We start from the raw sequence: 25727 nt of genomic DNA, 5'->3' as shown, positions 1-25727 counted from the left end.
TTTAATCCAGGCACCCGTTCTTATCGGGTGCTGTTTTTCTTGGGCGGGTATGGTACGATGAATGATATGAATATGACCAGACTCTTGTTAGGAGGTTCTGTATGATAGACGCAATTTTAGATAAAGCCCTAAAGGGCGAACGCCTTACAGTTGAAGACACCATTGCCTTGTTTGAATCTAACGAGGTGGAGAAAATGGGACATACGGCAAATATCCTGATGGAGCGTATGCACCCAGACCCTATCACCACCTTTGTGATCGGTCGTAATGTGAATTATACGAACGTATGTGATGTGTACTGCCGTTTCTGCGCCTTCTACCGCAGACCAGGCTCGGATGAAGGTTATGTGCTTCCGGACGAGGTTATTTTCCAGAAAATCCAGGAGACGATTGATGTCGGTGGCACCGAAATTCTGATGCAGGGCGGCACGAACCCGAATCTGCCGTTCAGCTATTATACGGATCTGCTGCGCGGAATCAAGCAGCGCTTCCCGGAAATTACGATGCATTCGTTCTCTCCGGCAGAGATTCAGAAGATGGTTGTGGTCTCGGATGGCCTGACTCTGGAAGAGGTTGTACGCCAGATTCACGAAGCGGGACTGGACTCACTGCCGGGCGGCGGTGCTGAGATTCTCGATGACCGGACACGCCGCAAGATCAGCCGGTTGAAGGGTTCCTGGACAGACTGGATGGACGTGATGAAGACGGCCCATAAGGTGGGCATGAACACAACGGCCACTATGGTTATTGGATTGGGTGAGTCCATGGAGGAGCGCGCTCTGCACCTTCACCGTGTGCGTGATGCTCAGGATGAGTGCATCCGTAATGGGTATGATTCCGAAGGCTTCCTTGCCTTCATTCCTTGGACATTCCAGCCGGACAATACGAATCTGAAGCTGGACCGACAGACTCCTGAGGAGTACTTGAAGACTGTGGCGATCAGCCGGATCACGCTGGATAACATCAAGAACTTCCAATCCTCCTGGGTCACAATGGGACCTGAGGTAGGCAAGCTCTCTCTTCAATACGGCTGTAATGATTTCGGCAGCACGATGATTGAGGAGAACGTGGTCTCTTCCGCGGGAGCAACTCATAAAGTGAACATTGGATCGATTCTGAAGCTGATCCGTGAGACCGGCAAAATCCCGGCACAGCGCAATACCCGCTATGATATTCTCCGTGTGTTTAATGATGAGAACGCGAATGTGGAGAATGATTTTGTGATGCAGAACTAATTCCAATCATATTTTCTGTACTTAGAGCAGCACTTGTCTGTTCCTAATCCTGCTTGAGGACGGAACAGGTGGGTGCTGTTTCTGTGCTTGAACCAGGGATTACTTAGAATAAAAAAGAAAATGTTGACAAACCCTAACTGCAGGTCTAATATGACATTAATCTAATATTGGATAACACAATGAAAGAGCGAAGTAGCGATTTTGTCCCTGTTCCCAGAAAGCCGGGGGTTGATGCGACCCGGTACAAACAACAATTGCGAATTACACTCCGGAGTAACTTAGGTAACGCTAAGCGGACTGGCAATCGATATCATTGCCGAGAGTGGTATTAACGGTGGCTGCAGCGCCGTTAATGCAATTTGGGTGGTAACACGGTTAATACATCGTCCCTATAGTCTATACGTAGACTAGGGACGATTTTTTGTTTTTCAGCGATTCATTCCCAATTAACAATATAACAAACGCCAAAGGAGCTGATCACAATGTTGAATATCATTGATGAACTGGAATGGCGCGGAGCCATTAACCAACAAACGGATGCAGAAGGACTTCGCAAGCTGACCTCGGAGAAATCGATATCGCTATACTGTGGGGTTGACCCGACCGGAGACAGTATGCACATCGGCCACTTGATTCCTTTTATGATGCTGAAAAGATTCCAAATGGCCGGCCACCGTCCAGTGATTCTGATTGGCGGAGCTACCGGTACGATCGGGGACCCAAGCGGCCGGACATCAGAGCGGACACTTCAGACGATGGACCAGGTTCAGAAGAATGTTGATGCCCTTACAGCGCAAATGAAGAAGCTGTTCCTGAACGAGGGTGAAACTGGACTTCGTATGGTCAACAATTTTGACTGGACGCACAACCTGACGATTCTGGACTTTCTCCGCGACTACGGGAAGAACTTCAGCGTCAACACGATGCTGGCCAAGGATATCGTTGCAAGCCGTCTTGATTCGGGAATCTCATTCACCGAATTCTCGTACCAGATCCTTCAATCCATGGACTTCCATCATCTGTTCAGAGAAATGGATGTGCAGCTGCAGATCGGCGGCGCGGATCAATGGGGGAACATTACAAGCGGACTAGATCTTATTCGTAAAAAAGAAGGTCCAGAAGCCAAAGCCTTCGGTCTAACTATTCCATTGATGCTTAAAGCAGATGGTACCAAATTCGGTAAAACGGCAGGCGGGGCGATCTGGCTCGATCCGAACAAGACAACCCCATTTGAATTCTACCAGTTCTGGGCCAATACGGATGACCGTGATGTAATCAGATACCTGAAATTCTTCACCTTCCTGTCTAAGGAAGAGATCGATGAGTTGGAAACAAAGGTTCAGACAGAACCGCACAAGCGGGAAGCCCAGCTTAAGCTGGCAGAAGAGATGACCAAGTTCGTACACAGCGAAGAAGCACTGATTCAAGCTAAGGAAATTACGGCAGCTTTGTTCAGTGGGGATATTAAGTCCTTAACAGCTGATGAAATCGAGCAGGGTTTCAAGGATATGCCTACCTTCCAAGCCTCGACAGAACCAAAGAATATTGTGGACTGGCTGGTCGATCTGGGCATCGAGCCTTCCAAACGCCAAGCGCGGGAGGATGTGACGAACGGGGCCATTTCCATCAACGGGGATAAGGTGACCGATCTGGATATGCAGATCACAGCGGAGAATTCTTTCGAGGGTAAATTCATTATCGTGCGCAAAGGGAAGAAGAATTACAGCTTGGTCAAATTAGGGTGAATAGCCGCTTAGGCTATTCCTACCCATTCCTCTTGGAGGCGAATGTTAAGTGTCTGAACCGTGGAGAAGGACGCTTCAATACGCTTGTGCCAATCATCGGATCATCTCGGCTATTAACTGCGATCAGCAAGTGAACTGGCTCCATCTGGACCTGGTCCTTAAACAGATTCCCAGTGTTCAACTGGGGGCGGAACTCGATCAAGCGCTGGTAGCATTCAATCGCTTGCTGAAGTACAAAAGTGTAAAGCAAGTGACACTTGGATATTTCCGGATGTTAGAGGTCAGGCAGGATGGCGATCTGTCGGAGGCAAGAATTCATATTCTGCTGTCCACGCTGAAGAGCTATTTTCAAGGAAGGTATTATCTGAAGTGTGATACCTGGTTATCCTTGTGGCGTAAAGCGATGGACCGCGAAGCTGACAACCGGGTAACTGTCGAAGTTAGTTCTATTAATGGAAAAAGCGATAAATGCCATACCATCGACACGATGAGACGGGGACTGCAGCAAATGCAGCAATCGCAACAAGAATGTGAGGCGTCAAAAGCTGATGAACGGCCGGGTGGACGGAGATGGATCGGATATGGTAAATTGCTGAAGCAGTACTTGGATCTTCCTAGGTCTGGTGATGATCTGGATTTAGGCTCTTATGACATGGATGATCCTGTCGCAAACCGTGCATTTGAAATCATGCTTGCCTGGTACCCTGGAATACGAAAGGCTGCAGTTAGATAAGCTGAACTTGAGAATTATCAATCCATAAGCAAGAGTGTAAAAGATTCTGGAGAAGCGAAGCGTTCGCCTTTGTGATTGGATTGCTGCCACATTTCACACGACTATCTTTCTTATAGGTCGATAGTTCAACTTATATAGATCAAATGCTGGCCGTGAGTTATATGACAATAATCACAGTTTTGGCTTAATATTTCGTTTTTTTAAACCGGATTTTATGTCATGAATCATGACTGAAATCCGGTTTTTTTTGTCATTTTTGTCTAAATTATGCTCCTGTATTAACGTGTCTTCGGCAGTAAGTAAGATGAAGGGATACCGTAATATGGAAATACCCCATTTGCCCAGAGCATCGTTGAACGGGGGAGTGGAAATCTTGATGTGAGTAAGTATTCATTTTAAGCATAAAAGAAGCTGCCGATTTATGTTCTGTTTTTCACATGTAACGCTTAATGGAATGTAGGTCGATATGCAGAAAATACATAAATATTTATTCAATTATATTGAATAAATATACTATATTCTTTCTGTTTAATGCTTTTATTGAAAGAAGCATTAAACGATTTATGGATGAAACAATAGTGTGATAAAAGCATGAATGCCTTTATTAATTAGATTCTATAAAAAAGCTAAAAACCCATGTGTGACAAGGTTTTGAAGGTGATTGACATAACAAAAAGATCAGGCGTATACTGACCGTGCAAGTTAATCGATTAACAAAAAAATGAATTTCCAAAGAGTTCCAAGGTGGTGAATTAGAAGGCCAGTCAACTATGATTTAGGTGAGTATTTATGCACTGCATGATGACTAGAGATAGAAAGAAGGATAGAATTTTATGGCCAATTCAAAAAAGCTGACCCTGTTTGGCTTGATTGGTATCACGATGGCGTTCTTCGGTACGGTACGGAGTGTGCCGACGCTGGCTGCGACAGGGTGGACACAGATCTTTTACATGCTGGTGGCGGCGATTTTGTTCGCTCTGCCGATTGCCCTGATGTCCGCCGAGATGTCCACAGGCTTTGCCGAAGAAGGCGGGCCGCAGGTATGGGTCAAGAAAGCGTTAGGTGAGAAGTGGGGATTCGTTACCTCCTGGTTGTTATGGGTTCAGATGTTTTTCGGGATGGTAATGGTAGCTTCCACGGTGGGAGTGCTCTTAGGTTATGTTATTGACAAGCCTGATCTTTCATCAAATAACGTGTTTATCTTTGCGGTTATTCTGATTTCTTATTGGGGAGTAACCCTGCTGAATCTGAAATTCGACATGGTTAAGATTGCCGGTAACTGGGGAGCTATTATCGGTGTATATATTCCATTTGTTATTCTGGTGGTTCTTGGTGTGATTTATATGATCAAAAACGGAATTCAGCCAGGAAGCTATCTGGATCACTTCAAGGCAAGCGATCTGCTCCCTAACTTGTCTGACCTGGGAAGTCTGGCGTACTTGTCCGGTATCATCTTTATCTTCGCCGGTGTGGAGATTTCCTCTGTTCACGCCAACAACATTGAGAATCCGAAGCGGAACTATCCGATCGCAGTTATTGCATCTGTAATTTTGCTCGTTATTTTCAACCTTGTTGCCGGTTTGACCGTATCCAACGCGGTGCCTTCAGGCAAGATGGAGCTGGCGAATATCACTCAGCCATATTTGATCTTCTGTGAGAACTTGGGCATTCCGTCTATATTAGTTAATATCATTTCCGCAATGATCCTGATCGGGGTGCTGGTTCAATTGAGTGCATGGGTTCTTGGGCCGAGCAAATCGATGATTAAGGTAGCGGATGAAGGCAACCTGCCTCCGTTCTTCCAGAAGAGAACGTCCAAAAATATTCCGATTACGTTTGTAATGATTCAAGCCATTGTAATCTCGCTCGTGTCTGTACTGTACCTGGTTGTACCAAATGTGAACAGCGCATTTCTGATAATTACGATTACAACAACGATTCTGTATTGTATCGTGTACGCACTGATTGCGATTTCGGCCATCCGCCTGCGCTACAAAATGCCAGACATTGAAAGACCATTCAGACTCGGACTTAAAGGGAACGGATTGATGTGGTTTGTTTCCATCCTGTCCCTGCTCAGCGTAGCGATCACAATTGTTGTCAGCTTGATTCCGCCATCAGTGCTCGAGCCAAGCCAATATACAGGTTATATCATCTATCAAATTGTTGCTACCGTAGTCATGGTGGGCATTGCCCTCATTATTCATAAAAAGAAGAAGCCTAGTTGGAAGAAAAGTGACTAATTTCACAAAGTTTTTTGTTTCATTGATTTATGATTTCAATCTTACTTACACCATACACGTTCAACAGGAGGACTTAACATGAGTTATCAAATTCCAGAAATCGACCTGAAAGCTTTGTTCCTAGGACATAAAGGGGAGAACGTGGATCTCTTCAAAGAAGTGCTGCTTAAGATGGTGGACGAGCACGTGGGCTGGCGCCAAAATTACCAAACCAAGGACATGCCGGTGATCACGCCTTTTGATAAAAGCAAACAAAGCTTCCAAGATACCTCGAATCATATGCGCAGCGTATTTAATGAACTATCCTGCAAGCTGCGTTCACAATCTATGCCATGGCATACCGCTGGACGCTTCTGGGGCCATATGAATTCCGAGACCCTGATGCCGGCAATTATCGCTTATTCGGCTGCGATGTTATGGAACGGCAATAACGTAGCTTATGAATCGTCCCCGGGCACCTCACAAATGGAAGAGGAAGTCGGACATCAATTGTGCAAAATGATGAGCTACAAAGCCGGCGCAAGCTGGGGGCATATTTGTGCCGACGGTTCAATCGCCAACTTTGAAGGACTGTGGTACGCCCGCAACATGAAATCCCTGCCGCTGGCCATTCGTGAGATTGCTCCTGAGTATGTACAAGGAAAATCCGAGTGGGAGCTCCTGAACATGTCAACGGAAGAGATTCTGGATATCATGGACCAGCTCCCTGAGAAGCTGGACGAAATTAAATCGAGATCCGCTCGCGGCGGTTACCATCTTCCGAAATTGGGCAAATGGCTCATTCCGCAAACGAAACACTATTCCTGGCTGAAGGCAGGGGATGTTCTCGGTGTAGGCCTGGATGCCGTTGAAGCCGTGGATGTCGACAGCAGCTATCACATGGATATTGCCAAGCTGGAAGCTAGAATCCGCGAGTTGGCTGCTCAGCATATTCCGGTACTTGGAGTCGTAGGTGTTGTCGGAAGTACAGAAGAAGGCCAGATCGACCATATTCACAAAATCGTAGCTCTGCGCGAGAAGCTGAGAAGAGAAGGCATTTACTTCTATATTCACGTTGATGCGGCTTACGGCGGATATGCCCGGTCCATTTTCCTAGACGAAAATGATCAGTTCATTGATTATGACCAAATTGACGAAGTGTACGAAAGAAATCATGTGTTCACAGATATGAAGCTGAAGGAACAATGGCTTACCGATGACGTATACAACGCCTTCAAAGCCATGAGCCAAGTGGAATCGATTACGATTGACCCGCACAAAATGGGCTACATCCCTTACGCCGCAGGCGCCATCGTCATCAGAGATATCCGCATGCGTGATGCGATTTCCTACTTTGCCACTTACGTATTCGAGAAAGGTGCAGACATTCCGGCACTGCTCGGCGCTTACATCATGGAAGGCTCCAAAGCAGGCGCTACCGCAGCTGCAGTGTGGACTGCTCACAGAGTATTGCCGCTGAACGTGACCGGATACGGCAAATTGATGGGGGCCAGCATCGAGGGCGCATTCCGCTTCTACAACTTCTTGAAGGGCAAGAAGTTCAATGTGAACGGTAAAACCATTACTGCTTATCCACTGGCCAAGCCGGATTTCAACATGGTTGACTATGTGTTCAATGTGGAAGGAAATACGGACCTGGAGGTAACGAACAAGCTGAACCATGACTTCTTCGATTATTCCTCTTATGTGAAGGGCGATCTGTACGGCAACAAGTTCTTTACGTCACATACTGACTTTGCTATCCCGGATTATGGCAACAGCCCGCTGGAGTACGTACAGAGTCTGGGATTCACTAAGGAAGAATGGGAGCGTGTTGAGAAGGTAACGATCCTCCGCGCATGTGCATTGTCCCCATATGCTCATGATCCAGAGGTGTTCGATTACTATGCAGCCGAGCTGGAGGAAGCTATTCAGGAAAATCTGACTCACGCGATGAACGAATAATCAACTCATAACATTAGCGGGTGCATAAGGCAGCAGGTTGCTGCTGCCTTACGTACTCCAATTACTCACAAGGAGCACCGAAAATGGCAGACAAAGCGATTAAAAGGGTTTTGACCGTTGCGGGTTCGGATTCGAGCGGAGGAGCAGGACTGCAGGCAGATCTGAAGACTTTTCAGGAATATGGGACATTCGGTTTAACTGCAATTACCTCTATTGTCACCATGGACCCTGATCAGGGCTGGAATCATGCCGTCTATCCGGTAAATACCTATCAGGTCGAACAGCAGCTGAAAACCGTACTTTCTGGAAGTTCCCTGGATGCCATGAAGACCGGCATGCTGGGTTCCATTGAAATTATAGAATTGCTGAGTGAAACGATCGACAAGCACGCAATTCCAAACATTGTAATCGATCCCGTGATGGTGTGCAAAGGGGAGAACGAAGTCCTTCAGCCTGAGAATGGAGCAGCTATTCGCAAGCTTCTTGTTCCTCGGGCAACCGTGGTTACCCCAAATTTATTTGAAGCGGGGCAGTTGGCGGGAATGCGCAGCATCAGCACGTTGAAGGACATGAAAGAAGCTGCCCGGATCATTTATGAGCTTGGCGCGAAGCATGTCGTGATCAAAGGCGGGAAGTCTGTTGAAGGTGACCAGGCTATGGATCTCCTGTTCGATGGTTCCGAGTTTACTCTATTCAAGGAAACCAAACTGGAGACAAGTTATAACCATGGAGCAGGGTGCACATTTGCCGCTGCTATTACGGCTGGTCTTGCCAAGGGTTTGACGGTAATAGACGCCGTTGCCAGAGCAAAGGCATTCGTAACTGAAGGGATTAAGAATGGATTTGCTTTCAATTCTTTTGTGGGGCCGGTATGGCATGGTGCCTACAATAAGGCTGAGCAGCGACTGAACTCGTAACAGCATGTATCTGGCCCCGCTATTGTGATTTAGGAATGACACAGTGTCATTGCAGATAAGGAGTTCGGCTTATGAAAAAAGAAGAGGTAACACTTAAAGAAAGTCTGTTTCTCTTAGTGGTGTTGTTAGCGATTATCGGAGTTTGCATTATCGTTATGGGCATGGACCCGCAAATCCCTATTCTTATTTCCCTTGGCGTGATTATTGTCTTTGCTAAAATCAAAGGGTTTTCCTGGGATCGGATTCACAAAGGCCTTCAAAATGGGATTACCCCCGGACTCATCCCCATCCTGATCTTTATGCTTATTGGGGCTTTGGTCAGCGTGTGGATTGCAGCCGGAACGATTCCTACCATTATGGTATATGGATTCGGCATATTGTCGGCCCAATTTTTCTTACCTTCTGTGTTCGTCATTTGTGCGCTTGTAGGGGTTACGGTAGGCAGTTCTTTTACCACGATATCTACAGTGGGCATTGCTTTTTTCGGCATGGGACAGATCATGGGTTATGATCCGGCGATTACCACAGGCGCCATCATCTCCGGCGCATTTCTCGGGAACAATATTTCCCCGCTGTCCGACACCACCAACTTGGCATCGGCGATTGCCGAAGTTGATTTATTTGCGCATATCCGGTATATTTTACGGGTTGTTGCTCCAGCCGCTCTAATCTCGCTTCTGTTCTTTATTGTTGCTGGGCATTCAAATGTCTTGTCCACAGGTGATCAGATTCATGAGTTGGTGAACACTTTGAAATCTTCCTTTGTCATTTCACCTGTTACACTCATTCCGGTACTGGTCCTATTTCTTTGTGCTTGGCGGAAAGTTCCCGCTATACCTACGTTACTGCTATGCATCGCCTGTACTATTGGGGTTCTATTTATGTATCATCCTCACACCAGCTTCCTCGAATTATCCAAGCTGATGCAGGATGGTTATGTGTCGGGCACCGGCGTAAACAGCGTGGACAAGCTGCTCTCCCGCGGCGGCATCCAAAGCATGATGTGGTCGGTATCGTTGATTCTGCTTGCACTGGCACTCGGCGGATTGCTTGTTGAATTGAGAATTATCGGCACCTTAATCGCCCGAATTTCTGATTTTGTAAGTACCGAGGGTAAACTCATACTAATGACAGCCGTAAGCTCCATGGGAATTAATCTTCTCCTCGGGGAGCAATATTTGTCCATAATTTTACCGGGAGAAGCGTTTAAGCCTCAGTTCGATAAGATTCATCTTCCGCGAAGAGATATGTCGAGGATTGTCGCCAATGCGGGCGCTGCCTTTAACGCTCTTATTCCTTGGGGGGTTAGCGGTGTATTCATCACCGGAACCTTGGGAGTTTCAACGCTCGAATACTTACCATTTGCAATCTTTTGCATTGCCGCTCCGGTCCTCAACATCCTGTACGGATTCCTGAAGCCGCACAAGGTGTATCAACCAAGCTGAGCTTTTCTGTCCGGCATGGAAAAGCAGTCCTTCGGTGTTTGCCTTTGTGTGCCGGGCCTTTCTTAAATATAGATCGTTATCTATATAAGAATAAGTCATAGTAAGTAAGCAATATTGTATTTATAATGTACGAAGAACAGTCACCATCGGGGGAGGCTATCACTATGCTAATTAATGAACTGAAAGGAAATGCGCTGGATGACTTTTTCCAGGGGATTCTAACCTTAGAGTCAATTGAGGAATGTTATGCTTTCTTTGACGATCTATGTACGGTCAACGAGATCAAAACATTAATGCAGCGTTTCCAGGTAGCAAAAATGCTGTATAACCATAAAACGTATTGCGAGATCGAGGAGGAGGCGAGTGCAAGCTCGGCTACCATCTCGCGTGTCAAACGTTCGTTATATCACGGGAACGATAGTTATGATGTTATTTTCAGACGAATGCAGGAACAGGGAGACTCTAGCTCCGAGTAACTCTTTGAAATACCAGATAGATATGAGATATGGGTTTACAACAATTATGCACTCCTCTTTCGAGTAACCAAGCATGTTCTCCAGATAGTCGGTGGAGGATGTTTTGGAGGCTGGAATGGGCGGTGCATATTTAGTATGCGGATGTCAGAGTAAAGTAATAAACCAATGGAGATTAGGGGACTAGCGTTTTTAACATAGGCGAAAAATAAATAACACACCAAACAGGAGCTGCTTATGGGTAGCTCCTGTTCAGCATGAATCACACTCTATGCATACCTCAAATTTATAGACTCGGTTCCTCAAGGGAAAGTGAAAGTCCTATTAGGAATTAGTTCTTAATTCAACACAAAACGACAAATTTTTCAAATCCGTACTAGTATAATATTCCTGTATTTCTTATTCGCCCAGGTACGTACGGGACTATAGATAGGGGTGGCGTAGTCATTTGGAAGGATGAATTTAACAGAAGGTACAACTTGAGAGGATGAGGTTCTATGAGTAAAAAGCTAGCAGTTGCATTATTTGCAAGTGTTGTGACTCTAAGTGGTGCATTCGGAGTTACAGCCAGAGCAGCGGCTGAAGGCACAGCAGCCTTCAAAGACAGCCTGCCCGCTTGGGCTAAGTCGGATATTGAATATGTGGCCGCCAAAGGGTACATGAAAGGCGACACGAACAGTAAATTTAACCCGAACGCAACAATCAGCCGAGCGGAGTTCGCAGCCATATTAGCTAGGGCCTCCAACAATACAGAGGATAAAGGAGAGACTGGATTCAGCAGCATTCCAGGCTGGAGCCAGAATGAAGTGAACACGGCGGTAAGTAAAGGATTTATTCTGCCATCGGATTATCCGAATGGCTTCAATCCAGATACGCCGCTGACTCGTAGAGAGCTGGCCAAGTGGGTATCTTCCGGCCTTGCAGCCAAGGACGAAGATTTCAAGAAGGCGCTGTCGGATACTGCAGATACGCTTGTGCCGGTGGCCGAGTACTACAAGGGCGGTTTGAATAAGGAAGACTATCCTTATGTATCCGTGGCTATGGGTACCCATTTAATGACCGGTTACCCGGATGGCCGATTCGCTCCAAACCAGACAACCACCCGGGCAGAGGCCGCGGTGATCCTGCGAAGATTTGAGTCGATCCAAGACAAGAAACCGGATGCGTTCCAGGATTTGAAGGAGTTCCGTGAAGTGGGGCTGACAGGGACGAATGTGATTAGTATGGGGTATAAGTATGGGGTTGATCTTGATGGAATTGAAGCCAACTTTTCAAGAATTAGAAATCAACCTTATAAGTTGAGGAGCAATGTTGGGAGCATACGACTAAATCATTTCATTATTGCAAATGCAAACGATTTGGGGAATATTAAGAATTTATATGGAAAAATGTTTTTAGATCAAAATTATGAGTATCGTTCACATATTAACGAAAAGAATTATCAGGTATTTGTAGAGGCATCCTTGAATTCAAATGTAGCAAATATGGATGCGGATACTTATTTGAACGCTTCATCAAAAGAATACTTGCAGCTTCCAGGTTTCAAGAGTGGAACAATTAGTAAATATGGACTTACTGTACTTCCAGATTACGGAATGATATCTAAAGAACATTTTTTTAAGAAGGGTATAGAGAAAACATACTGGACAGTTAGTACAATAAATAAATTTTATGTAGATGAAATTGTGGATAATGGGGCTAATATCGGGATTAATGGAAAAACCTTTTCGTTTTACATTCCTAAATGAAATATTGGTGTCTGAGAAATGTATAAATATAAAAATACGACAATTTTTTCGAATTTTCTATGCTAATACGTCCCCGAATATAGTTAATAGGTCCTGTTATTTAAGGTGCTAGAAATGGGACTATCAACCCCAGTATCCTTACAAATAAGCATGGAAAGAGGAGAGAAGATGAAAAAATTTGTTATAACATCCCTTGCCGTTTTGTCATTTGTAACTGCATCCATAGGAACTACTTCACTTATCGCCACGGCTTCAAGTACACCAGCTATCGAACAAGAGAAGAATGATGCTTCTAAAGATCCCTGGGTCATGCGATAAGAACAACTAATCTTCCGAGCCATCCACGGCTTCTATGGGAGAAGGGAACTTCTTTATGATGGCCCGCTTCAAATTCAAGATCATCAGCTATGACAAGAATAAGGACTATATCATTTATGACGATTGGTTCACCAATAACCGTCTTAAAGAAATTGCCAAGAATGTAGAGTACGAGGGCTTCACAGACATCCAGCTTGACTTAACAACCTATAATGGAACGCTTAACCAGGTCAAAGTGTCAGACGGAGCTTCCATTAATAGACACGCTACTTTTAAGAAGGTCAAGAAATAATAACTCCTTATGGTCATTCGTTTAATCTGAAGAATGGTGCTGTCTCCATTTTGTTACCATCCTCAATCGGGTTACTGGTATAATATTAAAGTGAGATTACTAGCTTCGGGAGGAACGGTGTGCATGAACAATCGGCTAATCCAAAGGCTGCTTGGGTTGATCGGCACATGCTTGGCCATTGTAGTGGTTGGCACTGTAGTCCATATTGTCAGTACGATTCATAACAAGAACATCGACCAGAATAATAAAGCCCTACTGACAATCAACGGTTCGAGGGTGGATTATACCACAGCAGATGAGGGTGGGATTATTTTCCGGGGGCGCAGATACAACTCTGCTCAAGAGCTAGCCAAATCTCTGGGTGGGAGTATGAAATGGAACCAGAATACGGGGACCATTGAGATCATGCTAGAGCCAGCTCAAAGTTACGTACCCTCAGTCAATATGAATAAATAAGTGAATCTTCTTATTCATCCACTTAATATGGATACAAATCAGGGGGCCGTTCCCACAGGACGGCCCCCTTCCCAATCATCAATACACGGTCACCTTGGCTTGAATCTCAGCTCCCTGATAGGTCGCAGTCAGCACGGTCTCCCCGTGTCCAACTGCCGTAAGATTACCTTCACTGTCCACTACGGCAACCTTGGCGTTATCTGTACGGAATGTTCCTTTGGAGGTAACCTCCTTGATTTTTCCCTTTTCGTTCACCGTCAAATGAACATCCAGTGTCTGCCCGGGCAAAAGGCTGTACTCTTCAGAATCCAACTTCAGGTCTTGAACAACAGTACGATATACAACCACCGTAGAGCTTACGTTCAAGCCTTGATAGGTGGCGGTAAGCTTTGTCTGTCCCGGTTTGATCCCAGTAATATTGCCAGCCGTATCCACCGTGGCGATTTGAGGATCTTCGATGTAGTAGCTGCCCTTTGATGTAATGTCTTCTGAACTTCCCCCCGGACCTTGCAGTGCCAGTCTTACATCCAGTGAATCTCCAGGGATCAGACTGTATTCACTGGAGTCGAGACTAAGCTGATCTTGTGGATCGGAATTCCCCTGCCTGGACAGCTTCACCAGATATCCGGATTGATCCTTGGTTCCATACGTGGCCAAATCCCCGTTTGCTAGCGGCAGCAGTTGTTTTAGTTTCTCCTCCGCTGGAGCTTCGCCGATGTTTTTGAACCATCCCAAGCTTCCATCCCCACCGAGCTGAGCAACGTATTCATCACTCACATTAAGATCTGTTTGAATATTCCCTCCGATAAGCAGCTGCCCATTGGCAGAGAACTGGACATCCTCCACTGTAATTTCTTTTCCATCAAGAATGTCCTTGGTCCATACCACCTGAAGGTCTGGAGAAATCTTGGCTGCCTGGAGGGTGTCACCTTGTACACGGACATTAATCAAGTTATGATCGGGACCTTCAATGGTCCGGCTGTGTGGTGGAAACAACTCCGGATTGCTCCGGTTCCATAGTTCTTCTCCGCTTGGGCCCAGCTTGGTGAGAGTCCAATTGCGCGGCTCATTGAAATCTCCTTTACTGTAACCACTCAGCAGGTACCCGTCATCCGTTACTTGCAATTGATGAATATTACCTAGCTGATTATATGAAATGTATTTCTCCCAAAATAATTCCGCTGCTGAGTTGAATTTCTTAACGGTGATAACTTGTTTCATATTTCTCTCGACATCTGCTGTTAGAATATAACCTCCGTCAGGTGTAACCTTTGCACTTGTCAGTTTGCCGTACCGGTTCGAGGACAAGATCTTGGTGCTTGGGGAGCTTCCGTCTGAATTCGTTGTGATTGTGAAGAATTCCGTTATTTTATACCAGTCATTGGCACCAAAAATAACAAGTCTGCCATCCGGTGTTTCCTGAAGATAGGCCTCACTGGACAGATACCTTTCAAAGTTCTGAACCGGAGGCAGCTCTGGAGTTATGGAGCGTGACCAGAGGATGGTGCCTTGATCATTTGTCTTGGTAAGATTGTATCCGGTCTTAGTCACCTGTAGCAGGGCAAAGCCACCATCTTGAGTATGTACTGCTTCTCTAGGCGTTCCTTCCGTAGTCTGCTGGACGGTCCAAGCGATGGAAGGTTCGGCTGCACTGGTTGCATAAGTATGAGTGGCATTCCAAGGGAGCAATAGACTTAGGGCAACGAGCCCGGCAGCAGTTTTCATTTTCCACTTTCCAACAGCTCCGCGTACTAATTTCATGCGATCACTCCTAAACATAAATTAATAGATATATAAGTTGAACTTAAGAATTACAGCGACCTTAAGGAACATTTCATACGGCTGCCTGCCTTTGTAAATGAATAGTGCAACTTATATATCCACAACTTAATTGTAGATATTTACATAGTAGATAAAAATAGTAATTTTTGATCAAAAATCCAGGATTTCCGTGGCTTGGCCAAGAGCATCAAAGGCTAAAATCCCCTCAAATGGGAGTTTTGGAGTACAAGTCTAATTCGTGAATACCTCGCATTCTTTTCCATAGGCTCCTCCCGTATATCTGTTTCGGTCTCACCATATACTTTGGAGAAGAAAGGGAAGGGGGTAAGCGCATGGAGTTTTGTGTGGTCTCGGCGGAAGCCGGCAGCAGAAAGGATGCGGAACGCTTTTACCGTCATATCCGGCGTAAATTTACAGCTTTACATAGAGATAAATCGGGGTACAGCCTGCGTTTTGTCACGGACGGCAGTGTGGTGCAGGCCGTCTTTGAAGGGGACACAACCTCCTACAGCTTTGCCAAGCGCTCGATTGCAATCCGGGAGAAGCTGTCCCTAGCCATCGCGGAATACATCGTATCGGAGCGGGAGCCAGGAATCGTGAGGCGGTTGATCATCCGGGAATATGACTTTCCCGAGGAGGAGGACCGCCGGCATATTGAGCAGTCTGCATTAAGCTTGCTGAATCCTAACGAAGAGGAGGTCAGAGAGCGGCGGATCGGTCAGCTTGCGCAGCATATCCGCAAATTCCTTGAAGAACACCAAGAGCTTCATATTGACGGGCTGATAGCTTTCCGGATGCAGGAGTACACCCAGCAGCTACGGGAAACCGTGGATTATGTAGTCGATGAGTATCTGCTGGATAAGCAGTATGAAGAGTTTATTGGCTTGTTAAAATATTTTGTGCACTTCCAGGAATCACAGATCGATGTTGTCAATCTGATGCATACCGGCGGCAGTGACTTTGCGATCTTTGACGGCCAGATGCTGCCCCTGAAAGCAGCGGCAGCAGAAGGGGTTATAGCCAGAATCGCCGATCACGAGCTCGAGCTCGAGGATGTGATTGTCAGCTCCTTGATCTCGCTGTCACCTGGAAGGATCATCATCCATACACGTGATCCTGAAGTCCAGATCATCTCCACTATCCGGCAGATCTTTGGTGAGCGGACCCAGCTGTGCGAAGACTGTCCGCGCTGCAAAGCTTTTCTGGATGGAAGCCGGAAGCGGGGGAAGTCTGCCCTGAACAAGTGAATGAAACACCTAAAACCGATTACAACAGCTTGACTCGAAAGTATACCAAACGCTATAATATTTGAAGAATTTAGGTTAACAACAGCCATGACAAAGACATGGAGTGAAGCAGAACGAACGTGCAGAGAGAGGAACCTCGGCTGAAATTTCCTCCGGATCGGGCTTTATTCTACCCCTTTGTAGCTGCGGCTCCGAACCTTCCGATGTATGTGAAGATAGAAGTAAGAACCGCCGGATCATTTCCGTTACCGAATGCTAATGAAGGACTTAAGCTGTAACAGCAGATTCAGCATGAGTCGAATTAGGGTGGAACCACGGGTAAATACACACTCGTCCCTTTGTTGGGACGGGTGTTTTTTGTTGTCCGTTTCCTGAACAGACGGACCATATTTGAGGAGGAATAAGATCATGGCAGTATCTATTAAATTACCGGACGGCTCTGTCCGGGAGTATGCAGAAGGCAGCACTTTTGAAGATGTGGCGGCTTCCATCAGCAGCGGCCTCCGCAAGAATGCGGTAGGCGGGAAGCTTAACGGCATCGTTGTCGATTTGAACACCAAGCTTGAGGAAGGCGCTCAGGTTGAGATTATCACCTTGGATTCTCCAGATGGGCTGGAAATGATGCGCCACAGCTCAGCCCACTTGCTGGCTCAGGCGGTTAAGCGTCTATTTGGCAATAAGGAAGTGAAGCTGGGCATCGGGCCGGTGATCGAAGACGGCTTCTATTATGACATGGACTTGGAGCATCCTCTGAATCCAGAGGATTTGCAGAAGATTGAGAAGGAAATGGAGCGTATCGTGGGCGAGAATCTGCCGATTACCCGCCGTGAGGTCAGCCGCCAGGAAGCGCTGGATATTTTTACGGAGCTTGAAGATCCGTACAAGCTGGAGCTGATCCGTGATCTTCCAGAGGACAGCATCATCACGATTTACGATCAAGGCGAATTCTTCGATCTCTGCCGCGGACCGCATGTCCCTTCAACCGGCAAAATCAAAGTATTCAAGCTGCTTAGCGTGGCAGGCGCTTATTGGCGCGGGAACAGCAAGAACAAGATGCTGCAGCGGATTTACGGTACCGCATTTGTGAAGAAAGCGGAGCTCGACAACCACCTGCATATGCTGGAGGAAGCCAAGAAGAGGGATCATCGCAAGCTTGGGAAGGAGCTTAAGATATTCACCTTCTCTAATCTGGTCGGACAAGGCCTTCCGATTTGGCTGCCGAACGGGGCGAAGCTGCGCCGTACGCTTGAGCGGTATATCGTAGACCTGGAAGAGCGGCTTGGCTACCAGCACGTATATACACCTGTTATGGGAAATGTGGAGCTGTACAAAACCTCCGGCCACTGGGAGCACTACCAGGAGGATATGTTCCCTAAGATGGTGCTGGATAATGAGGAGCTTGTGCTTCGTCCGATGAACTGTCCTCACCATATGATGGTGTATAAGAGTGATATGCGCTCCTACCGCGATCTTCCGGTTCGGATCGCCGAGCTTGGCCTGATGCACCGCTACGAAATGTCGGGCGCTTTAACGGGTCTGCACCGGGTTCGGGCGATGACCCTGAATGATGCGCATATTTTCTGCCGCCCTGATCAGATCAAAGACGAGTTCGCGCGTGTCATCCGTCTGATCCAGCACGTGTATGACGACTTCGGCATTAGAGACTACCGTTTCCGTCTGTCTTATCGTGATCCTCAGGATACTGAGAAGTACTTCCAGAATGACGAGATGTGGGAGATGTCCCAGCGGATGCTGCGTGAGGTTGTGGAATCCCTGGACATTCCGTTCTTCGAAGCCGAAGGCGAAGCTGCGTTCTACGGTCCTAAGCTGGACGTGCAGATCAAGACGGCGCTTGGCAAGGAAGAGACTTTGTCCACCGTACAGCTGGACTTCCTGCTTCCAGAGCGTTTCGAGCTTGAGTATGTGGGCGATGACGGTCAGAAACACCGTCCAGTCGTTATCCACCGCGGAATTATCAGTACCATGGAGCGTATGACTGCATTCCTGCTGGAGAACTTTGCGGGCTCCCTGCCGCTGTGGCTGTCCCCGGTCCAAGCTAAAGTGATTCCGGTATCTGGCGCATTTGACGACTATGCCAGCGAAGTTATTGAGAAGCTTCAGGCGGCCGGCATCCGTGTGGAAGCAGATCTGCGCAACGAGAAGCTTGGCTACAAGATTCGCGAAGCCCAGCTTGAGAAAGTTCCATATATGTTCATTGTGGGTGAGAATGAGAAGAACAGCGCATCCGTGTCGGTCCGCAAACGCGGCGAAGGGGATATCGGAGCGAAGACGATTGATGAGACTGTAGCCTTGCTGCAGGAAGAGATCCGCAACCACGTGATCTAACGAATTAAATAGATTCCATTTCATCAATTGAAGTATAAAATGCGGCGCATGTGGAGAACCTCTCGAATAAGGGGAGGGTTTTCATATGCGCCATATTTATATTTGGAAAAAGATCGGGTTTACCTTCATGCTCACTTTGATTACATGGAGTCTATTACTGCCTGACAGCACGATATATGCACAAGAGAATAAGCCGCTATCTTTGTTCGAACGATTCATCAGCAAGGTGCTTGAGTATACGGAACAACAGTATCTTGCTGAACAGGGCCGTAAACCAAGCTTCGTCAAAAAGGAAACAACCGTTACCAAGTCTGCTAACCGGATGCTGCAGCCGAAGCGGACGAATTGGGATGCTCTTCCGTCAATACCGGGACGGCTGAGAGAGAAAGAGATTCCAGGCAGCAAAGCTCGGGGATCGTCAGCTGCCCAGGAGCGGGTGAATCCTTCATCCGCCGTTCTGGCGGCTCCGAGTGACGGCAAGGTGCTCCGGACTGTGTCAGTCATAGCGACGGGATATACAGCTGGCTATGAATCGACTGGAAAGAAGAAGAATCACCCGCAATATGGAATTACGTATTCCGGTGTTAAGGTACGCAGGGACAAATCTACCGTCTCCACCATTGCTGCTGATTTAAGATTGTTCCCACTAGGGACCATCCTCTACATTCCGGGATATGGGTACGGAGTTGTGGCGGACAAAGGCTCGGCGATCAAGGGGAAGAAGATTGACCTGTACTTCTCCACCACCAAGCAGGTCTACAAGGAATGGGGCAAGAAGAAAGTGGAGGTTCAGGTGATAAAGCATGGACGCGGCAAGCTGACTGAGGCGATGCTTAAGGAACTTGGGCGGGCGATGCAGGTGAGCAAGCAGGTGCCGCCGGATGTATGGGAAGAATCGGTATAACTAAATGGGGGCTTCTGCCGGCTGAGGAACCGGCAGGGGCCTTTTTGCATTGTGCATAATGTCCCTTCTGAACATCCATACTACCTTTGGGTAGTAAAATACCCCGCACTCATCACAGGGAGGTGACACGAATGCCAAGAAATAACCAAGGTAACATGGGTGGTCAAGGACGTTCCCTTACGCCGAATGAGAAATACAATGCGGAATTTGCGGAGTCTGACACTCCGAACCAAGTAGCCCAGAAGGCTAGAGCTTCTCATGCTGAAGGTCAAACTCACACAAATTTCCAAACACCTGACGAGAAGTTTAACGCTGAATTTGCGGTGGAGAATGAGAGCAACAAGCTCGGTTCTCTTGCTAATAACTCAGTAAATTCCTCACGTCAAAGCCGCAGCCGCCGCAACAGCTAGTGGATGCAGAGCAGAAGAGCTGTCCCATCGTTAAGATGGGGCAGCTTCTTTTATATATATAGATATATAAAATGGAAAATAAATCCACACCTCTCGGTCTTGAGACTGAGACAAACTTCAACCCCGCGTCTCTGTTGCATGAATCCTGTGATGTTGTAAACTGGAGTCAAGCTAAAGATTGTTCAGAATTTGGAGGCGTAATTATGGGTAAAGGATCTTTTGGCAGATACCTAGGCGGGCTGATATTGATTGGGATCGGTGGTTTGTTTCTGCTGAACCAACTGGGGTATACCGATATTAGTATCGGGTACATCTTTTCAACGTTTTGGCCTGTATTCTTGATATTGGGCGGACTAACACAGGTCTTTAATGGAAGGCGTTATGGGTCCAGCGCATTTGGCGGGTTAATTCTGACTGTGGTCGGAGTCTTCTTCCTCGGCAGGAATTTGGATTTAATTGATATGTCCCCGGGGGAATTCTTCCGGTTCTTCGCTCCAGCGGCATTGATTCTTGTAGGTGTTTATATTCTGTTCAAACCTAGAAGCCATTCCAGACGGAGAAAATATCAGGAGCCACCGTATCCTCCGGAACCTCCATTCCCTCCTCAGCCGCCATATCCCCCTATGGACAGCAGCTTTCATCCTGAAATGAAATCAAGCCTGGATGAAGCGTTCGGGGAGAAATTCGGGCCGCAGCCGGGTCCGCAATCGGATTCGCATTCGCATTCGCACTCGCATTCGGGTCCACAGAAGGAAGGGTGGGGTTATAAGGAAAGACCTCGTCATTATGACTACAGTGATCCTTTCCGGGATAAGGAGAAAATCAACAAATCCGGCTTTATCGGAGACGTGCATATCGGGCAGGATTACTTCGAGCTGAAGCCGACAAATATTTCGCATTTTATCGGGGATACCGTGATTGACCTCACGAAAGCCCAAATTCCTTACGGCGAGACTCAAATCAATGTGTCCGCGTTTATCGGGGATGTGAAGGTCTTTATGCCGGATGAAATGGATGTGGCCATTACCGTAAGCTCCAGCTCTTGCATTGGCGATATGAAGGTGCTTAATGAGAAGCAGGGCGGGTTTATGAGCAACGTACAGTCCAGCTCCCCGCACTACATGGAGGCCAGCCGCAAGGTGAAGCTGGTGGTCAGCGTATTTGTCGGTGATGTCCGTGTGAATATGGTGGGCTGATCATGATCCTGCGGAATCTAAGAAGCACAAAATGGGAGCTGCTGTTTTACTTTCTGCTGACAGGCTGCTTGTCAGCGGCAGCTCTCTATGTCGGCAAGTCTTCCGGATATATCGTCATTACGACTCCCCGCATGTGGATTTACTACGTGGTGGGGATTGTGGTGTTTTCAGTCATTATAGGCTATTTAGCGGGGCAGAGAATTCAGCGCCGGATTGATGCGCTGCATTTGGGTATGCTCCAGGTGGCCAAGGGCAATTTGCATGTCAGGCTCCCAGGCACGGTGGACCAGACGTTCGCTGGCCTGTATATGGAGTTCAATACGATGATGGCGGCTGTGGAAAAGAAGATGCAGCTGCTGCAGCAGCTTGGCGAGCAGGAGGTCATCGAGAAGGAGCAGGCCTCGGAGAAGGCCGTGCTCGAAGAGCGGCGGCGACTGGCAAGGGATCTTCATGATACGGTCAGCCAGCAGCTTTTTGCGATTCATATGGCGGCATCTTCACTGCCTAAGGTTCTGAAAATTAATGAAGACCAAGCCACCATAGTTATGGACCAGCTAATCCAGATGTCCAACATCGCTCAGAAACAGATGAGGGCGCTTATTGCCCAGCTTAGACCTATGGAGCTGGTCGGCAAGACTTTGGCTGAAGCGCTGGATCAGTGGTTCCCGGATTATTGCAGGCAGAATAACCTGAAGGGAATGAAGGAACTCGACATCCCGGGCCAGCTGTCTGAAGCGAAAGAGCACCAGTTGTTCCTGATCATCCAGGAAGCGATGGCCAATATCGTCAAACATGCCGGAGCCAATATGGTCAGCTTGTCCTTGCGCGAGGGTCCGCGGCAGGTGATGCTGAGCATCAGCGACGATGGGCAGGGCTTCAGTTCCACTTACCAGAAGCAGGGCTCTTACGGGCTGACGACCATGCGCGAGCGGGCAGAGAAGCTGGGAGGCCATGTGGAAGTTATCAGCAAACCAGGGGCTGGAACAACAATACGTGTACATATTCCTAAATTTGAAGAACGGGAAGAGAGCGATGAGCATGAGCAATGAGACAATAAAAGTCATGATTGTGGATGACCATGATATGGTCCGCATGGGGCTGAAAACGTATCTGATGCTGGAGCCCAAGTTTCAAGTGATTGCGGAGGCGGGCGATGGTCAGCAGGCGGTTGATTACCTAAGCCATGCTGGCGATGATGGCATGCCGGATATTATTTTGATGGACCTGATGATGCCGGTGATGAACGGAGCTGAGGCAACCCAGGCTGTGCTGGAGCGTTTCCCACACTTGAAGATTGTTATCCTAACCAGCTTTCTTGAAGATGATCTGGTCGTCAAGGCGATTGAAGCCGGGGCGGTCAGCTATGTGCTGAAGACTGTTTCTGCGGAAGAGCTCATCTATGCCCTGCAGGGAGCCTACCGGGGGATGCCGGTGATGACCGGGGATGTGGCCCAGGCTCTGACCAGGGGACTGCGGCAGCGCACTGTACAAAATGACGAATCCGGCTTGACCGAGCGGGAGAAAGAGGTGCTTCTTCTCATTGCGGAGGGAAAGACAAACAAGGACATTGGGGAAGAGCTTCATATCAGCATCAAAACGGTCAAGACCCATGTCAGCAATCTATTAATGAAATGTGAGCTGGAAGACCGCACACAGCTTGCCATCTATGCACACCGCCAGGGATGGGTTTCTTAGAGCCATAAAGGTTTATCTCCTTTTTAATTGTTTTTAAGGTACGTTTAAGGTTTATAGTACACAATAAGAACAAGTAAACAAGATCCCTTGTGGACATGGGATAAGGAGGATAACAACAATGGACGAACAAAGAAGTAAACCCGGAAATAACTTTGGAGACGACGCGGCAGATCAGCGGGAGCAGAAGCCATCAGATTCCGGTTCATCATATTATTCCTATGGTCCTTTTCAGTCTTACGGTCAAGATAGTCAAAGGGAGGCGGGAAGAGAGCTGTCCCAGGAACCGGAGCGTGTTGAAGTCACACCTCCACAGCCGGTCAGACCCCTCTTAACCTCCTATGATATACGGCCTTCGAATGACGGAGGCGGCGGTGGAGCATCCGGAGGTGGCAAAGGCGGCGGGGGAAACTGGCAGTATAACGGCAAGCCGAAGTCTTCTATAAAATCCGTCATTGCGGGTGCCCTGGCCGGCATGTTGATCCTTACCGGCGCGATGGTATTTGCCGATAAGGAGAATCTGTTCACCTCAGACCAGGCAGCTGCCCCTGCGGTCTCTTATTCTAGCGGCTCTAACGGGGAACAATCGGAGAGCAGCACATCTTCCAATAAAACAACCCAGGCCATCTTCCCAATGACCAACCCCGGAGATGTCAGTGATGTGGTGGATCATGCGGGACCGGCAGTGGTTAAGATCGAAACGCTGGTGAAATCCAGCAAGCAGAGCCGTGGAAGCAGTACAGACCCGTTCAATCAATTTTTCTTCGGCGGAGATGACAGCCTGTTTGGCGGCGGCGGCCAGGGCAATGATCCTTATGGTTCCGGCGGTTCGGGCTCTGGCTCCGGTTCTGGTTCCGGGTCTTCCGGAAATCAGCTCGTTCCAACAGGCTTGGGTTCCGGCTTTATCTTCGACAAAACCGGATATATTCTAACGAATGAGCACGTGGTTCATAATGCGGATGTGGTACAGGTCACCGTACAAGGTACGAATAAGCCTTATGAAGCTAAAGTTCTTGGCACAAGCTACGACCTCGACCTTGCCGTCCTCAAGATTGAAGGCAGCGACTTTCCTTCGATCCCGCTGGGCAGCTCCAACAACACCAAAGTCGGTGAATGGCTGGTGGCCATTGGTAACCCGCAGGGCTTCGATCACTCGGTAACAGCCGGTGTGCTCAGCTCCAAAGGACGCCAAATCACGATTGCTGGCGAGAATGGGGAGAAGGACCGCAAGTATGAGAACTTGCTCCAGACGGATGCCTCGATCAATCCGGGGAACTCCGGTGGACCCCTGCTTAACCTGAAAGGCGAGGTTATCGGAATTAACGTGGCGGTAAGCGAGAACTCGCAAGGTATCGGATTTGCGATTCCAACAAGCACCATTAACGAAGTATTGGATAAGCTGAAGAACAATCAGGCCATCCCTAAGAAGCCGGTTCCGTTCATCGGGGCATCTCTGATGACTTTGACAGAGGAAGTGGCCAAACAGATGGGCACCAATGTCAAAGAAGGCTCTGTAGTGTCTGAGATCGTGTACAAGTCGCCGGCTTACAGCGCAGATCTTCGTCCTTATGACATCATTACAGGGGCGGACGGTAAGAATTATGCCACGAAGGAAGATCTGATCGCCTATATTCAGACCCGTAAGGTTGGGGATAAGGTGAAGCTGAGTGTTGTCCGTAACGACAGCAAGATGGATGTAACGGTAACGATTGGGGATAAGAACAGCTTCCAGAATCTTGAGTAACGAGCCTGGGTATATAATCAGGCAGGAATACAGAAGCGGCAGGGGAATCCCTACCGCTTCTTGTTGTAAATACAGGCATTCAATTTGGTACAATACAAATAGTGAATACATGTACAATCAGGATCGATCCGCAGGTTGCGGCGAATTGTAAAAAGGAGAGGTACCATGAGATCAGGGATATTGATTATTGATGATGATGAGAAAATTATTTCCATGCTGCGGCGCGGCTTGGCTTTTGAAGGGTATGATGTCTATTCCGCCAGTAATGGTGCCGAGGGACTCCAAATGATGCTCTCGGCCGATCCTGATCTTGTGGTGCTGGATGTCATGATGCCGCAGGTGGATGGCTTTGAGGTCTGCCGGCGGATTCGCGAGGGCGGGAGTAGTGTGCCCATCCTGATGCTGACGGCCAAGGATGAGGTCGAGAACCGGGTGAAGGGGCTTGATCTTGGAGCGGATGATTACTTGGTGAAGCCTTTTGCGCTTGAGGAGCTGCTTGCCCGGGTGAGGGCGCTGCTCCGCCGTAAGGAAAGTGCTGCTGAAGGCGACAGCCAGCGCCTTGTTTTTGAAGATATCGTGCTGGACTACGATTCCAGAGAAGTGATTAGAGCTGGACGCAGGCTTGAGCTTACAGCCAAAGAGTTCGAGCTTCTGCATCTGTTCATGCAGAATCCGAAGCGTCTTTTGACCCGTGACTTGATTATGGACAAAATCTGGGGGTATGACTACAGTGGGGAATCAAATGTGCTGGAGGTCTACATTGCCATGCTTAGACAAAAGACGGAGGAGCAGGGCGGTAAGCGGGTCATTCAGACGATCCGCGGAGCCGGTTACATTCTGAGAGGAGATTCTTGAGT

The 25727-nt window shown here is 47.8% G+C and carries 22 protein-coding genes and 1 other annotated feature; of the genes, 21 read left to right on the top strand and 1 reads right to left on the bottom strand.

Going from position 1 to position 25727, the window contains the following annotated elements:
* Window positions 1-101 precede the first annotated feature (101 nt).
* The 12 genes from mqnC (at window position 102) to BN6628_RS19380 (ending at window position 13549) form a co-directional block, all read left to right on the top strand.
* Window positions 102-1235 (top strand): cyclic dehypoxanthinyl futalosine synthase, encoded by a 1134-nt coding sequence (mqnC, locus tag BN6628_RS19430; protein ID WP_068619992.1) that lies wholly within the window; start codon window positions 102-104, stop codon window positions 1233-1235.
* Window positions 1236-1405: 170 nt separating this feature from the next.
* Window positions 1406-1629: a binding site (T-box leader), on the top strand.
* A gap of 91 nt (window positions 1630-1720) precedes the next feature.
* Window positions 1721-2980: a tyrosine--tRNA ligase gene (gene tyrS / locus BN6628_RS19425; RefSeq protein ID WP_068622463.1), complete on the top strand. Its 1260-nt coding sequence runs from the start codon at window positions 1721-1723 to the stop codon at window positions 2978-2980.
* A 49-nt stretch (window positions 2981-3029) separates the two neighbouring features.
* Window positions 3030-3713: a protein rep gene (locus BN6628_RS19420; protein WP_068619991.1), complete on the top strand. Its 684-nt coding sequence runs from the start codon at window positions 3030-3032 to the stop codon at window positions 3711-3713.
* A gap of 833 nt (window positions 3714-4546) precedes the next feature.
* Complete coding sequence (tyrP, locus tag BN6628_RS19415; RefSeq protein WP_068619990.1) at window positions 4547-5956, top strand: tyrosine-tyramine antiporter; 1410 nt, start codon at window positions 4547-4549, stop codon at window positions 5954-5956.
* 78 nt (window positions 5957-6034) lie between these two features.
* Window positions 6035-7900 carry a tyrosine decarboxylase gene (gene tdc, locus BN6628_RS19410; protein WP_068619989.1) on the top strand — a complete coding sequence of 622 codons (1866 nt, stop codon included), beginning with the start codon at window positions 6035-6037 and terminating at the stop codon, window positions 7898-7900.
* 83 nt (window positions 7901-7983) lie between these two features.
* Window positions 7984-8817, top strand: coding sequence for a pyridoxine/pyridoxal/pyridoxamine kinase (gene pdxK, locus BN6628_RS19405; protein ID WP_068619988.1), 834 nt, complete (start codon window positions 7984-7986; stop codon window positions 8815-8817).
* 71 nt (window positions 8818-8888) lie between these two features.
* A complete protein-coding gene (gene nhaC, locus BN6628_RS19400) occupies window positions 8889-10262 on the top strand; it encodes a Na+/H+ antiporter NhaC (protein ID WP_068619987.1) in 1374 nt (457 codons plus the stop codon).
* 164 nt (window positions 10263-10426) lie between these two features.
* On the top strand, window positions 10427-10738 hold the full coding sequence (locus BN6628_RS19395; RefSeq protein ID WP_068619986.1) for a YerC/YecD family TrpR-related protein: 312 nt from the start codon (window positions 10427-10429) through the stop codon (window positions 10736-10738).
* A 494-nt stretch (window positions 10739-11232) separates the two neighbouring features.
* Entirely contained in the window at window positions 11233-12483 is a 1251-nt protein-coding gene (locus tag BN6628_RS19390; protein ID WP_068619985.1) for an S-layer homology domain-containing protein, read from the top strand.
* Between the two features lie 168 nt (window positions 12484-12651).
* Window positions 12652-12801: a hypothetical protein gene (locus BN6628_RS26180; RefSeq protein WP_157692487.1), complete on the top strand. Its 150-nt coding sequence runs from the start codon at window positions 12652-12654 to the stop codon at window positions 12799-12801.
* A 55-nt stretch (window positions 12802-12856) separates the two neighbouring features.
* A complete protein-coding gene (locus BN6628_RS19385) occupies window positions 12857-13093 on the top strand; it encodes a hypothetical protein (protein WP_068619984.1) in 237 nt (78 codons plus the stop codon).
* A 123-nt stretch (window positions 13094-13216) separates the two neighbouring features.
* Entirely contained in the window at window positions 13217-13549 is a 333-nt protein-coding gene (locus tag BN6628_RS19380) for a hypothetical protein (RefSeq protein WP_068619983.1), read from the top strand.
* Between the two features lie 78 nt (window positions 13550-13627).
* On the opposite strand, the gene BN6628_RS19375 is transcribed toward BN6628_RS19380, so the two are convergent.
* The gene (locus tag BN6628_RS19375) at window positions 13628-15310 is read right to left on the bottom strand and encodes an Ig-like domain-containing protein (RefSeq protein ID WP_068619982.1); all 1683 of its coding nucleotides are present in this window, start codon (window positions 15308-15310) and stop codon (window positions 13628-13630) included.
* Between the two features lie 353 nt (window positions 15311-15663).
* Here BN6628_RS19375 and BN6628_RS19370 point away from each other — a divergent pair, with 353 nt between their 5' ends.
* The 9 genes from BN6628_RS19370 to BN6628_RS19330 all read left to right on the top strand — a co-directional run bounded on the left by BN6628_RS19370 (window position 15664) and on the right by BN6628_RS19330 (window position 25725).
* Window positions 15664-16578, top strand: coding sequence for a putative sporulation protein YtxC (locus tag BN6628_RS19370; RefSeq protein ID WP_068619981.1), 915 nt, complete (start codon window positions 15664-15666; stop codon window positions 16576-16578).
* A 408-nt stretch (window positions 16579-16986) separates the two neighbouring features.
* Window positions 16987-18924 carry a threonine--tRNA ligase gene (thrS, locus tag BN6628_RS19365; protein ID WP_068619980.1) on the top strand — a complete coding sequence of 646 codons (1938 nt, stop codon included), beginning with the start codon at window positions 16987-16989 and terminating at the stop codon, window positions 18922-18924.
* 85 nt (window positions 18925-19009) lie between these two features.
* Complete coding sequence (locus tag BN6628_RS26970) at window positions 19010-19828, top strand: 3D domain-containing protein (protein WP_392397647.1); 819 nt, start codon at window positions 19010-19012, stop codon at window positions 19826-19828.
* A gap of 131 nt (window positions 19829-19959) precedes the next feature.
* Complete coding sequence (locus BN6628_RS19355) at window positions 19960-20238, top strand: hypothetical protein (protein ID WP_068619979.1); 279 nt, start codon at window positions 19960-19962, stop codon at window positions 20236-20238.
* A 203-nt stretch (window positions 20239-20441) separates the two neighbouring features.
* Complete coding sequence (gene liaF / locus BN6628_RS19350; protein ID WP_068619978.1) at window positions 20442-21434, top strand: cell wall-active antibiotics response protein LiaF; 993 nt, start codon at window positions 20442-20444, stop codon at window positions 21432-21434.
* Between the two features lie 2 nt (window positions 21435-21436).
* Window positions 21437-22483 (top strand): HAMP domain-containing sensor histidine kinase, encoded by a 1047-nt coding sequence (locus BN6628_RS19345; protein ID WP_187386147.1) that lies wholly within the window; start codon window positions 21437-21439, stop codon window positions 22481-22483.
* A complete protein-coding gene (locus tag BN6628_RS19340) occupies window positions 22473-23129 on the top strand; it encodes a response regulator (protein WP_068619977.1) in 657 nt (218 codons plus the stop codon). Before BN6628_RS19345 ends, BN6628_RS19340 begins: the two co-directional genes overlap by 11 nt.
* Window positions 23130-23247: 118 nt before the next feature.
* Entirely contained in the window at window positions 23248-24870 is a 1623-nt protein-coding gene (locus BN6628_RS19335) for a S1C family serine protease (RefSeq protein WP_068619976.1), read from the top strand.
* A 165-nt stretch (window positions 24871-25035) separates the two neighbouring features.
* Complete coding sequence (locus BN6628_RS19330) at window positions 25036-25725, top strand: response regulator transcription factor (RefSeq protein ID WP_068619975.1); 690 nt, start codon at window positions 25036-25038, stop codon at window positions 25723-25725.
* Window positions 25726-25727 lie beyond the last annotated feature (2 nt).

The organism is Paenibacillus tuaregi (genome assembly GCF_900086655.1).
In the GTDB taxonomy this organism is placed as follows: Bacteria; Bacillota; Bacilli; order Paenibacillales; family Paenibacillaceae; genus Fontibacillus; species Fontibacillus tuaregi.
This window is presented reverse-complemented; position numbering and strand designations above follow the sequence as displayed.